Source organism: Flavobacterium kochi, assembly GCF_048286715.1.
In the GTDB taxonomy this organism is placed as follows: domain Bacteria; phylum Bacteroidota; class Bacteroidia; order Flavobacteriales; family Flavobacteriaceae; genus Flavobacterium.
In genome coordinates, this window is the sequence record NZ_JBLVPW010000001.1 from 448,901 (window position 1) to 463,166 (window position 14,266).

A 14,266-nucleotide genomic window follows, 5' to 3' on the forward strand; every position below is an offset into this window, starting at 1 on the left:
ATGAAAACTGTTTCATCCATTGTAGAAAATTACATCAAAACAAAGCCTTTTTTATTAAATGCTTTATCTCTTGGAATCATTAATTTGACTTCCTTATCTCGAAATATAATGACTGAATTGGAATCAGAATTTGGCAAAGAAGTAAAACAAGGAGCTGTTGTTATGTCTCTAAAAAGACTTACTGAAGAATTAGATTTTAGATTAAATCATAAAATAAATAAAGTAATAAAAAACATTGGAGAAATAACAGTTCGCTCAGAATTAACCGATTATACTTTTGCCGCTTCTGATACTGTTTTAAATAAACAAGCTGAATTAATTACAGATTTGAATGCTTTTCCAGACATTTTCTATACCTCGTCAAGAGGCGTAAATGAAACTAATATTGTGGTAAGCAACACCATCAATCACCTAGTTGACAAACACTTTGCCAATGAGAAATTGATTCAAAAACTGGATAATCTGGCTTCAATAACCGTAAAATTGCCTAAAGAAAATATTGTTGTACCTGGTATTTACTATTTCATTTTCCAACGTTTGGCTTGGGAAGGAATTATCATAAATGAAGTAATTTCGACCTCAAATGAGTTTACTATTTTAGTGAGCGAAAATGAAGTGGATGTCGCTTTCAAAGTGATTAAGGATTTGAAGACTTAATATTCCTTATTATCTATTATCTATTTTAAAGCTCCCAGCCTTTTTAAGACTGGAAGCTTTTTTATAATATTAGGTATTGCGTTTTGTTGTTTTAAAAGGTTAGAAAGATTTGAAATTCTACACTAAAAAACAATAGTATAAATTACAGATTCATTCCTCCAGAAACTTCAATTCGTTGGGCATTCACCCATTTTGCATCGTCTGTACATAAGAAGGCAACTACGCTTCCAATATCTTCCGGCAAACCTACCCGTCCTAAAGCAGTTACCGAAGCAATATATTGATTTAATTGCTCGTTGTCCCGGACTGCACCACCGCCAAAGTCTGTTTCTATGGCGCCTGGCGCTACAATATTTACTCTGATTTTTCTTTCTCCCAGTTCTTTAGCCTGGTATTTAGTCAACGTTTCGATCGCTCCTTTCATACTTGCGTACGCAGCGTAACCTGCAAATGAAAAACGGGTAAGTCCAGTAGAAATATTTACAATTCCTCCACCATCGTTCATAACAGTTAAAGCTTTTTGAGTAAGGAAAAAGGGGCCTTTGAATTGAATGTTGACCAATTCGTCAAATTGTACTGTTGTTGTTGTTGAAAAACTTTCGTGAAGACCAACACCCGCATTATTTATTAAAAAATCGATCTTTTCCGCACCGAAAGTGTTTTTTAAAGCAGTTGCCACATTTTGAAAAAACAAATCAAAACTACCCACTTCGGCAACATTCAGTTGAACGGCTGCAGCTTTCTGTCCCAAATTTTCAATTTCTTTTACAACGGCTTCTGCTTCATCTTCTTTACTATTATAGGTTATAAGAACATCAAGGCCTTTTTTAGCAAGACTCAAAGCCATATCTTTTCCTAGTCCGCGGCTTCCTCCGGTTACTAATGCTATTTTATTGTTTTTGAATTCCATCTTTATTTTGTTTTAAATTAATAAGGCAAAATTAATTCAGAAGTAAAGCTCGCCAATTGTAAATATCAATCCAGTGTTTGCAAAATTCAAATCAATCTACACACGAAAAGATATAGGCGTCAATGTAGTTTGCTTTTTAAAAAAATTAGAAAAATGCGCCAACTCTTCAAAACCGAGTGAATACGCAATTTCCGAAATGTTCCAATCGGTTTCTTTTAATAAAATCTTGGCCTCATGGATTAACCGGTCACTGATTAACTCAGTGGTAGTTTTACCAGTATTTTCCTTTAGCACTTTGTTAAGATGATTGACATGAATAGCCAAACGAGCAGCGAAATCCTTGGCCGATTTTAATTCTAGCCGTTGACGAGGCGATTCGATAGGAAATTGCCTTTCCAGCAGTTCAACAAATAAAGAAGAAACTCTGGCCGCTGAATTGTGTTTGGAATACAAAGCGGTTATCGGTTGTAGTTTTTGTCCCAAGTGTATTAACTCCGAAACATAATTTCGAATCAAATCATATTTATACACATAATCAGAATTGATTTCCTTATGTATCTTTTTGAATATCAATTCAATCTCTATTGCCTCTTCATCTGTAAGCTGAAAAATAGGATACCCATCCGATTGAAATATAGGAAGGTTATCTAATTCTATTCCACTTTTGTCCTTGAATAAAAACTCACTCGTGAAGACACAAAAATAACCCGACTGCTGCGCGTCTTGTGGAACATAATGATACGGGATTTTAGGTGTTGCAAATAGAAGGGCATTCTTTTCAATATCAATTACTTTGTCAGCGTACTCTGCCCTGTTTTTACCGCTTATCAAACTTATTTTGTAATATGCTCTTCTGTCATAAGGCATAAAAGACTTTTGCGTTAGCCTTTCATAAAGTTCGTTTATATTGAACACATTAAAATGTCCAATTTCTTTTTGAATACCATTTGGCAATAATGAACTAGGGTCAATTGTAGATCCCTCCGTTATATCTTTATAAAACTGGTCTATTGATTTTGGCTTCATTGGAATAAATTTGTAAAAATCAAATATACAAATAAAAGATAAAAGTTTTCAGGTCCTTAAGTCTGACCGCTTTTATTTTGTTTATTTCCCAAACAACTCCATCAGATCTAACGCCTTTCTTGTTGATTTTACATTGTCAAAAGTTAACAGCAATCGCAAGCCATTTGGCGTTTGTTTTTCTTTCATTTTACAGATCGAACTGTGTTTTTGGACAAACTGCAACACCTGATGAAAACGATTGGATTGATAATAATCCGATTGTTGATCCGATACAAAATAACCTATCATCTTACCTTGTTTCATCACCAACTTCTCGATTCCAATTCGAGTAGCGATCCATTTAATACGAATACTATTCATTAACGCATTAGCTCGTGGCGGCATGGGACCAAAACGGTCAATCAGTTTATTCTGAAAAATAATGAGTTCTTCTTCATTTTTCACACTGCCTAATTCATTATACAAACTTAATCGTTCCGAAACATTATTGATATATTCGTCAGAAAACAACAACTCAAAATCCGTATCGATTTGCAGGTCTTTTACATATTCTTTGGTTTCCAAATTGTTTTCCTCAGGATACAAATCTTTAAATTCATTTTCCTTCAATTCATCAATGGCTTCATTCATGATTTTTTGATAGGTATCAAAACCAATCTCGTTGATAAAACCACTTTGTTCGCCTCCCAATAAATCACCGGCACCACGAATCTCCAAATCTTTCATCGCAATATTAAATCCGCTTCCGAGTTCGCTAAATTGTTCCAAAGCTTGGATTCGTTTTCTTGCATCATCCGTCATGGCAGAATACGGAGGACAAATAAAATAGCAAAATGCTTTCTTATTGCTACGTCCTACCCGACCGCGCATTTGGTGCAAATCAGACAATCCAAAATTATTGGCATTATTGATAAAAATAGTATTAGCATTAGGAACATCCAGACCGCTTTCGATAATGGTGGTTGCCACCAAAACATCAAATTCGCCGTTCATAAAAGCCAACATCAATTCTTCCAGTTTTTTTCCTTCCATTTGACCGTGACCAATTCCAACTTTGGCATTTGGCACCAAACGCTGAATCATTCCGGCAACTTCTTTGATGTTCTCTATTCTGTTATTGATAAAGAAAACCTGTCCGTTACGCTGGATTTCATACGAAATTGCATCCCGAATCAACTCTTCACTAAAACCAACGACATTCGTTTCAATGGGGTAACGATTAGGCGGAGGCGTTGTAATCACCGATAAATCACGCGCTGCCATTAATGAAAACTGCAATGTTCGCGGTATTGGGGTTGCTGTCAGAGTCAGTGTATCGACATTGGCTGCAATGGTTTTGAGCTTGTCTTTGACGTTGACTCCAAATTTTTGTTCCTCGTCAACAATCAACAATCCCAAATCTTTGAAAACTACATTTTTATTGACCAATTGATGTGTTCCAATTACAATATCGAGTTTTCCTTCGGCTAATAATTTTAAGGTTTCCGCTTTTTGTTTGGCAGTCCTAAAACGGTTTAAATACCCAACAGAGACCGGCATATCTTTCAATCGTTCCGTAAAAGTTCTGTAATGTTGGTAAGCCAAAATTGTCGTAGGAACCAGAATCGCAACTTGTTTGCTATTATCCACTGCTTTGAAAGCTGCACGAATAGCAACTTCTGTTTTACCAAAACCTACATCACCACAAACCAAGCGATCCATTGGACGATCGCTTTCCATATCAGCTTTTACTTCTTGCGTCGATTTGGTCTGATCCGGTGTATCTTCGTAAATGAACGAACTTTCCAGTTCGTTTTGCAAATAACTGTCAGGCGCGAACTGAAATCCTTTTTCCAGTCTTCTTTTGGCATACAGCTGAATCAAATTGAATGCAATATGTTTGACGCGAGCCTTGGTTTTTTGTTTTAAAATCTTCCAGGCGTTCGAACCTAATTTATAAATTTTGGGTGGCGTTCCGTCTTTTCCGTTGTATTTTGAAATTTTGTGCAACGAATGAATGCTCACATATACTATATCATTATCGGCATAAACGAGTTTGATTGCTTCCTGCGTCTTTCCTTCGACTTGTATTTTTTGCAAACCTCCAAATCGTCCAATTCCGTGATCGATGTGCGTCACATAATCACCCACGGCTAATGTCGTAAGTTCTTTTAAAGTGATATTCTGTTTTTTTGAATAGCCGTTTTTGATGCTGAATTTATGATAGCGCTCAAAAATCTGATGGTCCGTGTAACAGGTAATTTGATTTTCCTCGTCAATAAAACCCTGGTACAAAGGCAAAACAATGGTATGATATTGTTTCCTAATATTTTCAGAATTCGCTTCATCCAAAGTCTCGAAAATATCATGAAATCTTTTGGCCTGGGCGTCATTGGAACAAAATAAATAATTTTTGTAGCCATTGAAATGATTTTCATTCAGGTTATTCAACAACAAATCAAATTGCTTGTTGAATGACGGTTGCGGCTGAATATGGTATTCGAATTTTTTAGTGGTTCTAAAAACAGCTTTCGAACTCAATTCCACAATTGAAAAATCCAACGCTCTTTTTATAAACTCCGTTTGATTCAAGAACAATTGTTCCGGCGTAGAACGCTTTACTTCTTGCGCTAATTTTGAAAAAGCTTCCTCAGCTTTGGTAAATTGTCTGTCTAATTGCGACAAAAGATCTTCAGTATTCTGGATGAAAATAACTGTTTTCTCCGAGATATAATCCAAGAAACTTTCTCTATTTTCCTGAAAAACTTTGTTTTCCACATTTGGAATTATCGTAATTTTTTTCTGTTGTAAAATAGACAATTGGGTTGCTACATCAAAACTGCGAATACTCTCCACCTCGTCTCCAAAAAATTCAATTCGATATGGATTATCATTCGAAAAAGAAAACACATCGACAATTCCACCACGAACTGAAAATTCTCCGGGCTCCGTAATAAAATCAACTCTTTTAAATTCGTATTCGAACAATACTTCATTGATAAAATCGATAGAAATTTTGTCACCAACCGATACTTTCAGTGTGTTTTTATCCAATTCTTTTCGAGTCACCACTTTCTCGAATAATGCTTCGGGATAGGTGACAATAATGGCCGGTTTTTTGCGAGAATTGATTCTGTTGAGGACTTCGGCACGAAGCAAAACATTCGCATTATCTGTTTCTTCAATTTGGTACGGACGACGATACGAACCAGGATAAAACAAAACATCCTGGTCGCCAACCATCTGTTCCAGGTCATTCAGATAATAAGCGGCTTCTTCTTTGTTGTTTAAAACAACCAAAAAAGGAAGTTCGGATTTCCTAAAAATCGCACGAATTACAAATGAAAGTGCTGATCCGAGTAATCCCGAAAGATGCATTTTTACCTGATTATTTTCCAACAAACGAGCAGCAATTTGCTGGGTCTTTGGCGAATTATCGTAAGTGTTATATAAGGCTTTTTTACTCAACGCGTGGCAGATTTGGGTCGATTGGGGTATTCGGTGAATTAGGAGTAGGCGTATTAGGAATTGCTCTGGCAGTATCCATCATTTTCAATAAGTCAGATTCTCCTTCTTCAACAGGGATTTTATTTTTTTCTACAATTTTGTCCATTTGTCTTTGTAAGGAAACCAATTCCAAATTAATTTCAGAAACCAATAACGTCACTTTATTATCGGGAATATTATCCAAATGAATGAATAAATCCAACAATCGTACTTTCGTGATTAACGTCGAAATTCTACTTTTTATCTGAGGCTTATTAAACTCTAAAGGGACATTCTCATTTAAGGCCATTGCTTTTTTAGAAAGCGCTTTCGATTTTTGTTGAAATGCACCAATGGTTTTTTTTGGCTTTTGAGCTAATTCAGCCAAAAACATACGTAATTCGTTCCAGGTAGCAATGCTTTTTTCAGAAGCCTCAGTTATAGGTGTATCATAAAAAGCCCAGCCTTTCTCTATATTTTTAAATATTATTTCTCTTTTTTTGATCTCTTTCCTGTTTTCAGCAATGCGTTTTTGATTGTCATTTTGGCAAGAGAACAAAATGAAAATCAGAAAAAGGAAGACCGTTATATTGTATTTCATGTGTAGCTATTTATTGTTTTTTAATGATCGCTTTTAATTTGCATAAATTCCATCGTATCCCATTATGCTCATTTCATTTGCATTTTCATTAAAGTACAAAGTTACAAAGTAAATTTATAATTACGAATTACGGCATAGGAATAAGAATCTAACATCCCTGAAGCGCCTTTTATATTAAAAAAAAAGAAAAATTAAGAGTTTTACACCTATTTTAAATACTCTTTTAGCAAATTTATAACATTTAACATCAGAATTGTGTTATTCACGAAAACGTTATCTTTGTGTTTCAAAACAAACAAAATGAGCACTAAAATATTGATTATCGGCGCTTGCGGACAAATTGGAACGGAACTTACCCATAAGTTGCGAAAAATATATGGAACAGAAAACGTAATTGCTTCTGATATTCGAAAACTGAATAATGATGTTGTCAATTCGGGTCCTTTCGAAGTTGTAAATGCGCTGGATTTTAATCAGATTGAGCATCTTGTAGAGATTCACCAAATCGATGAAATCTATTTAATGGCAGCATTATTATCGGCTACTGCCGAGAAAAATCCAGCTTTTGCCTGGGACTTAAATATGAATTCTTTGTTTCATGTTTTGAATTTGGCTAAAGCAAAAAAAATAAAAAAAATATTCTGGCCTTCCAGTATTGCAGTTTTTGGCCCAACAACGCCCAAAGAAAACACACCACAATACACCATCATGGAGCCTTCAACGGTTTACGGAATCAGTAAACAGGCGGGCGAAAGATGGTGTGAATACTACCACAATATTTTCGGTGTCGATGTGCGAAGCATCCGCTATCCTGGTTTAATTAGCTGGTCTACACCTCCTGGCGGCGGAACTACAGATTATGCCGTGGATATTTACCATAAAGCACTTTCAGATAAAACATATGAATGCTTCTTATCCTCAGAAACTAAAATGCCGATGATGTACATGGACGATGCGATTGCTGCAACGATACAAATTATGCAGGCGCCGATTGAACAAATTAAAATTCATTCTTCTTATAATCTAGCTGCAATGAGTTTTACACCAACGGAGATTGCTGCCGAAATTAAAAAACACATTCCTGAATTTACAGTCACTTACAAACCTGACTTTCGTCAAAAAATAGCTGATAGCTGGCCAGCAAGTATTGATGATTCCAAAGCAAGAAAAGATTGGAACTGGAAACATCAATTTGATTTGGAATCCATGACAGTGGATATGTTGCGAAACTTGAGTACCGAAAAATAAAATTTCCAAGATAAAAAAGAGTCTAGCTATTTTGAACCAGACTCTTTTTTATTTAAGAAATTACTTCATTTCATAAGTATTATTGGCCTGTTTCACATCGGCCATTAAACCGCTTGGATCGATGGTGATTTTCTTGATGGTCGTTTTCGGTCTAGAAATTTCGAATTCAAAAGTAGGATACGCCCAAGCCCAATCATTCAGAACTGTTCTTTTTACTGAGGGATCTGGATTTTCCTTTTCAAAACTCATCATGCGCAATGGAATATAGAAACTTTCTGTTGTCCCGTCTGTATAGTCCACCATCAAATCAATCGGCATTGGCATTCTGCCTGTTCTTTCTAATGTTACAACCGTTTTGTCAGCATTCGCCTTTACATCTTTGATTCCATAGTCAATTGTATTGGTAGTTTCAGTCCAGTCCACCAAATACCAATCTAAGTTTGCTCCTGAAATACGTTCAGCAGTTCTTTTGATATCATTTGGCGTAGGATGTTTGAACTTGAAATCATGATAATACCTCTTTATCGTTTTGTCCAAATTATCCTGTCCAATCACATAACTCAGTTGAGACAAGAAAATACTCCCTTTTACATAAGACGAAATGCTGTAAGGTCTGTTCTCATCATAACGGTCGCCATGAGTAGTTTGCGGTTGCTCTTTCCCCGAATCCACTAAGGAATAATACGCTTTATAATTTCCTTCGAATGGGTTTTTTTGTTTTTTTACCGCTATTTCATTAAGCGCTAAATCTTCGACATAGGTTGTAAAACCCTCATCCATCCATGGGTGTTTAGATTCATTTGAAGCCAGGATATGTTGAAACCAAGAATGTCCTAATTCATGCGTTGCAGTTCCTAAAATTCCTTGCAGTGTTCCATTTCCTAACATCAACGTGCACATCGCATATTCCATTCCGCCATCGCCACCTTGAATAAAAGAGTATTGTTTGTATGGATAATCTCCAATTTTCTTGTTATATAAATCCATCACATGAATCATTAATGGTTCTAATTGTTTCCAATTTTCCATTGTCTTTGGATTATTTTTATATAAGAAATGTAAATCAACATTATTAGGCCCTTTTACCACATCATGAATATAATTTTTATCGGCAGCCCAGGTAAAATCATGAACCATTGGCGCTATAAAATGCCAAGTCAATGTTTTTATTTTATTTGGATAAACCACTGTAACTCCCGCATCCTGGTATCCGTGTCCAATCTGGTTTTGATTTTGCAAATAACCGGAACCTCCTAAAATGTAATCCTTGTCAATAGTAATATTCACATCAAAATTTCCCCAAACACCGTGAAATTCTCTGGCTATATACGGATCGGCATGCCAGCCTTCAAAATCAAATTCGGCTATTTTTGGGTACCATTGCGCCATTGACAACGCTATTCCTTCCGCGTTATTTCTTCCGGAACGACGAATTTGAATAGGAACCTGACCATCAAAATCCAGCGTAAAAGTAGTTTTTGAATTGGGCAGGATTGGCTTTGCTAAAGCAACTTCGAGAATCGTTCCTACCGATTTTGCGGAGGCGGTAATTCCATCTTGTTTGAAATTAGTAATCTTCAAATACCCCATTTCGTTAGGTTTCAAAGTTTTGATTCGGCTTTCTTTGACCTCTTTGCCCTCTACTTTTATTTTATTTACCATTCTGGCATCCGGATCTTTGATGCTTTGGATTCTGGCATCCATTTCACTTTCGGGCCGGAAAGCATTATTGAATAAATGGTAATAGACTTTTTTCAAAGTATCAGGAGAATTATTAGTGTAAACCAATTCCTGCTTTCCTTTGTATTGGTAGTTCTTCACATCCATGACAACGTCCATCTTATAATCAACATGCTGTTGCCAATATGTGGAACTTTGGGCCAATAAAGAACTAAAATTAAGAGTTATAAAAGACAATAAAAGGAATTTTCGCATCATTTTTATAATAAAAAATGGAAGGGTTAAAGCCCTCCCATTAGATTAATCGATATTTGAATTTAATTTTTAGACATTCTTTCAGCTAAGATCAAAGCATTGTAGGCATTGACCATTTTTCCTGATTTTGAAGTTTCAGTATTTGATTTTTTTTCTTGAGTTTCTCCCAGCTCTACTGTTACAGGCAGCGGGGTTCCGGAATCCATCATAATTTGTTTTACCTGTGCTGCTGATAATTTAGGATAATAAGACCGGATTAATGCCGCAACTCCGGCCGCATTTGGCGAAGCCATTGATGTTCCTTGTTCGTATTTGTATTTGTTATTTGGTACTGATGCGTAAATTTCCATTCCTGGAGCATAAACATCCACATTAATTTTTCCATAATTCGAAAATGGCGCAACCACCGCTTCCCCGTAAACAGTATTCAAAGCTCCGACAGTAAGCACGTTTTTAGCAAACTCTATTTTATTATCTTCAGAGTCATTGGGAAAATTGATGTTTTTTTCTAAATCAATATCACTTCCATCGTTTCCTGATGCGTGTACAAACAAAACATCTTTCTTTTCAGCATATTTTATAGCATCAAAAACCCATTGCTTGTGTGGAGAATAGCTTTTTCCAAAACTTCCGTTGATTACTTTTGCTCCATTATCTACCGCATAACGAATCGCTAAAGCAATATCTTTATCGTATTCATCCCCATTAGGAACCGCTCTTACTGCCATAATTTCAACATTGTTTGCAACTCCGTCACCCCCAATGTTGTTATTTCTCACCTGAGCAATAATTCCTGCAACATGGGTTCCATGTAAAGCTTCTTCTTTATCTGGCCCGTAAACAACATTGTTTCCGTATTTGGTGTCATTTATATCATCCGGATTATCCCCAACGGTTTTTCTACCATTAAAATCTTTATTCAAATTATAATTCAACTGGTCGTAAATATACTTTCTGTATTCTTCGATATCAGCACTAAATCTTGGACCTGACTGCCCAATAACGCGCGTCATAATCATCTTGCTTTTATTCAAAGCTTCATCAGTACTTACAATTGCATTTAATTCTTCGAGTGTATAATCATCTTTCTTTAAATACGTTTGTATTGTTTTATTGGTGTTTACCAGAAAATCTACTTGCTGTTTCCCTTCTAAAGCTTCATTGTACTTTTTTTCATAATCCGCTTTAGCATTTTTATAGATTACTGATCCGTCATCTGCTTTTTTCAGAATACGGGTCATCTCTAAATTTTCAAATCCTGAATCTCCAAGGAAATTCCAGCCGTGAATATCATCAATAAATCCATTTTTATCATCGTCAATTCCGTTACCGACAATTTCTTTGGTATTCGTCCAAACCACTGATTTTAAATCTTCATGGTCAATATCAACTCCCGAATCTACAATTCCCACGATGACTTTTACTCCTTTTTTATCTTTCAATAATTCAGAATATGCTTTATCAACACTCATTCCGGGAATCGTATCTTTCACTAAATCCAAATGACTCCAACGTTTTAAATCAGTTTCACTTATAGGCGCAATTTTTTTAATAATTAAAGGTGAACTTACTGCTATGGGAGCAGCAGTTTTGGAAACTTGTTTTTGAGCACTACATCCCACTAATGCAAAAAAAGCAACGGCAGAATAGCAGATCGGTTTAATATTGTTCATTTATAAGTTTTTAAAATTAAATGTGGGGCCTAAATTATGTTTTTTTGTTACACAATTTAAATGGATTAACACTCCATTATGATTTGTTCGAAAGCAAAGGAATGAAAATCAGAGGAGTTATTATGGGATTAAAATGCAAATGGAAGGACAAATTGCCCTTCCATTTAAAAACAAATCGGAATTATTAGTTTTTTGACATTTTTTCCGCCATCAATAAGGCATTGTAAGCATTTACTATTTTTCCAGATCTTGATAAAGTAGTAAAAGATCGCGTATCATTCGGTTTTCCACCAACAATAACATCTGCTGTAATTGCTACTCCTGAATCCATTAAAATATGTTTTACTTGTTGCGCAGATAATTTTGGATAATACGAACGTATTAACGCCGCAACTCCGGCAACATTTGGCGAAGCCATGGATGTTCCTTGCAAGTATTTATAAGAATCATTTGGTGTTGTAGCATAAATCTTTACTCCTGGCGCAAAAACGTCAACATTGATTTTTCCAAAATTAGAAAATCGTGCCACCACCTTATTTCCATATTCAAAATTTAATGCCCCGATTGTAATTACATTGTCGGCAAATTCAGTTATTTTATCATCAGAATCGTTAGGGAAATTATTTTCAGTATCGATGTTTTTTGCATCATTTCCAGCTGCATGAACAATCAATACATCCTTTTTTTCCGCATATTTAATAGCATCATAAACCCATTGTTTATGTGGTGAAAAGCTTTTTCCAAAACTTCCGTTAATTACTTTTGCACCATTATCCACCGCATAACGAATTCCAAGTGCGATATCTTTATCATATTCATCTCCGTCTGGCACGGCGCGAACCGTTAAAATTTCTACATTGTTTGCTATGCCATCGCCGCCTAATGCGTTGTTTCTGGTTTGAGCAACAATTCCGGCAACGTGGGTTCCATGAAGAATTCCATTCTTGTCTGGTCCCATAACATTGTTGTCCCCGTATTTGGTATCTGTTATATCTTCCGGATTATCTCCAACAACTTTTCTATAATCGTTTTTTATATTTTCTCCGTTTAAGGTAGCATTAAGACCATCAAGCTGTTTTTGAACAGCAACTTTTAAGTCTGCGATAGGCATCCCAAAAGAAAACATCTGCTCGATAGCGGCCTTGCTTTTTTGCATTTCCGGTTCTTGTGAAACAATTGCTTTTACCTCTTCAATCGTATAAACCGATTTTCCAAAATGTTTTATTAAAACTGCATCATTCTCGTTTAGGGTCACCAACATTTGTTCCGAACGCGTTTTCCCTTTAATGGCATCAGCCATTTTAGCATCACTAACATTTTTTGCGGCCTGATAGGTTACTTCGTCAACAAGATTCTTATTTTTAATAATTCGCTCATATTCATAATTTTCTTTGGTGATATCTCCTAAGAAATTCCAACCATGAATATCATCGACAAACCCGTTTTTATCATCATCAATTCCGTTTCCTGCAATCTCATTTTTATTGGTCCAAACAACCGATTTCAAATCTTCATGTTCGATATCAACCCCAGAATCCACAATTCCCACGATAACTTTTACCCCTTTTTTATCTTTCAATAATTCGGAATATGCTTTATCAACACTCATTCCCGGAATGGTATCTTTTACTATATCTAAATGACTCCAGCGTTTTAAGTCACTTTCATTTATGGGTGCATTTTTTTTAATGTTTAACGGAGCACTTATCGCAGTAAGTGTTGCAGTAGAATTAGAAACTTGTTTAGAAGCGCTGCACCCTGCCAGAGCTAATATTGCAAATGCCGAAATGTAAATAGGTTTAATTATATTCATGTTTACGTTTTTAAAAGTTATAAAATTAGTCTAAAATGTATTTTTTTGTTACAAAAATAAATGACATTAACACTATATTAAGATTTCATCACAAGAAAATCGTTCCTTCAATCGAACTCCTTTTTCTGTTTTTTCAACAGTTATTATTTCGTTATGGGCATCATGCTCCAAAAATAAATAGTAATTATTATCCGCGGCAGCGTTCATGAATTTTGATTTTTCGTCTAATGTTAAAAGCGGTCTGGTATCATAGCCCATCACATATGGAATTGGAATATGTCCGGCTGTTGCCAATAAATCGGCACAAAAAACAATCGTTTTATCCTGATATTGAATATGCGGAATCATCTGCTTTTCGGTGTGACCATCGGCAAAAAAAATACCAAAACCCAGTTCCGATTTTTTAAGAAAATCACCCTCCAGTCTTTGGATAAAATGCAACTGGCCGCTTTCCTGCATCGGCAAAATATTTTCGGATAGAAAGGAGGGTTTTTCTCTCAAATTAGGTTTTGTTGCCCATTCCCAATGCTTATCATTACTCCAAAACTTAGCATTTTTAAACGCTGGCTCATAGCCCGTTTTATCAGCATTCCATTGCACACTTCCACCGCAATGGTCAAAATGTAAATGCGTCATAAAAACATCGGTAATATCATCACGATGAAAACCAAATTTAGCCAAAGATTTATCCATGGAATGCGTTCCCCAAAGCGAATAATATCCAAAAAACTTCTCCGATTGCTTGTTTCCCATTCCGGTATCAATCAATATCAATTTAGTATCATCTTCAATTAATAGGCAACGTGCAGCAATATCAATCAAGTTGTTTTCATCGGCCGGATTGGTTTTATTCCAAATGGTTTTTGGGACCACTCCAAACATCGCCCCCCCATCTAATTTAAAATTTCCAGTTTCTATAGGATAGAGTTTCATAAGAT

The 14,266-nt window shown here is 35.7% G+C and carries 10 protein-coding genes; 2 read left to right on the forward strand and 8 right to left on the reverse strand.

Annotation, left to right across the window (positions count from 1 at the left end; genetic code table 11):
* Complete coding sequence (locus tag ACNQGH_RS01885; RefSeq protein WP_417954277.1) at nt 1-657, forward strand: aspartate kinase; 657 nt, start codon at nt 1-3, stop codon at nt 655-657.
* Between the two features lie 142 nt (nt 658-799).
* Here ACNQGH_RS01885 and ACNQGH_RS01890 read toward each other — a convergent pair whose 3' ends face one another.
* From ACNQGH_RS01890 to ACNQGH_RS01905, 4 genes are all read right to left on the reverse strand, one after another.
* Nucleotides 800-1,567: an SDR family NAD(P)-dependent oxidoreductase gene (locus ACNQGH_RS01890; RefSeq protein WP_417954278.1), complete on the reverse strand. Its 768-nt coding sequence runs from the start codon at nt 1,565-1,567 to the stop codon at nt 800-802.
* A gap of 96 nt (nt 1,568-1,663) precedes the next feature.
* A complete protein-coding gene (locus ACNQGH_RS01895; RefSeq protein ID WP_417954279.1) occupies nt 1,664-2,593 on the reverse strand; it encodes a helix-turn-helix domain-containing protein in 930 nt (309 codons plus the stop codon).
* Between the two features lie 81 nt (nt 2,594-2,674).
* A complete protein-coding gene (gene mfd, locus ACNQGH_RS01900; RefSeq protein WP_417954280.1) occupies nt 2,675-6,040 on the reverse strand; it encodes a transcription-repair coupling factor in 3,366 nt (1,121 codons plus the stop codon).
* On the reverse strand, nt 6,033-6,659 hold the full coding sequence (locus ACNQGH_RS01905) for a hypothetical protein (protein ID WP_417954281.1): 627 nt from the start codon (nt 6,657-6,659) through the stop codon (nt 6,033-6,035). The genes mfd and ACNQGH_RS01905 overlap by 8 nt, the downstream gene beginning before the upstream one ends.
* Nucleotides 6,660-6,959: 300 nt before the next feature.
* Between ACNQGH_RS01905 and ACNQGH_RS01910 the strand changes: the two genes are divergently transcribed.
* On the forward strand, nt 6,960-7,907 hold the full coding sequence (locus tag ACNQGH_RS01910; protein ID WP_417954282.1) for an L-threonine 3-dehydrogenase: 948 nt from the start codon (nt 6,960-6,962) through the stop codon (nt 7,905-7,907).
* Nucleotides 7,908-7,967: 60 nt separating this feature from the next.
* On the opposite strand, the gene ACNQGH_RS01915 is transcribed toward ACNQGH_RS01910, so the two are convergent.
* From ACNQGH_RS01915 to ACNQGH_RS01930, 4 genes are all read right to left on the reverse strand, one after another.
* Nucleotides 7,968-9,842, reverse strand: coding sequence for a M1 family metallopeptidase (locus ACNQGH_RS01915; protein ID WP_417954409.1), 1,875 nt, complete (start codon nt 9,840-9,842; stop codon nt 7,968-7,970).
* 62 nt (nt 9,843-9,904) lie between these two features.
* The gene (locus ACNQGH_RS01920) at nt 9,905-11,515 is read right to left on the reverse strand and encodes a S8 family peptidase (RefSeq protein WP_417954283.1); all 1,611 of its coding nucleotides are present in this window, start codon (nt 11,513-11,515) and stop codon (nt 9,905-9,907) included.
* Between the two features lie 184 nt (nt 11,516-11,699).
* On the reverse strand, nt 11,700-13,328 hold the full coding sequence (locus ACNQGH_RS01925; protein ID WP_417954284.1) for a S8 family peptidase: 1,629 nt from the start codon (nt 13,326-13,328) through the stop codon (nt 11,700-11,702).
* A gap of 72 nt (nt 13,329-13,400) precedes the next feature.
* A complete protein-coding gene (locus tag ACNQGH_RS01930; RefSeq protein ID WP_417954285.1) occupies nt 13,401-14,261 on the reverse strand; it encodes an MBL fold metallo-hydrolase in 861 nt (286 codons plus the stop codon).
* Nucleotides 14,262-14,266 lie beyond the last annotated feature (5 nt).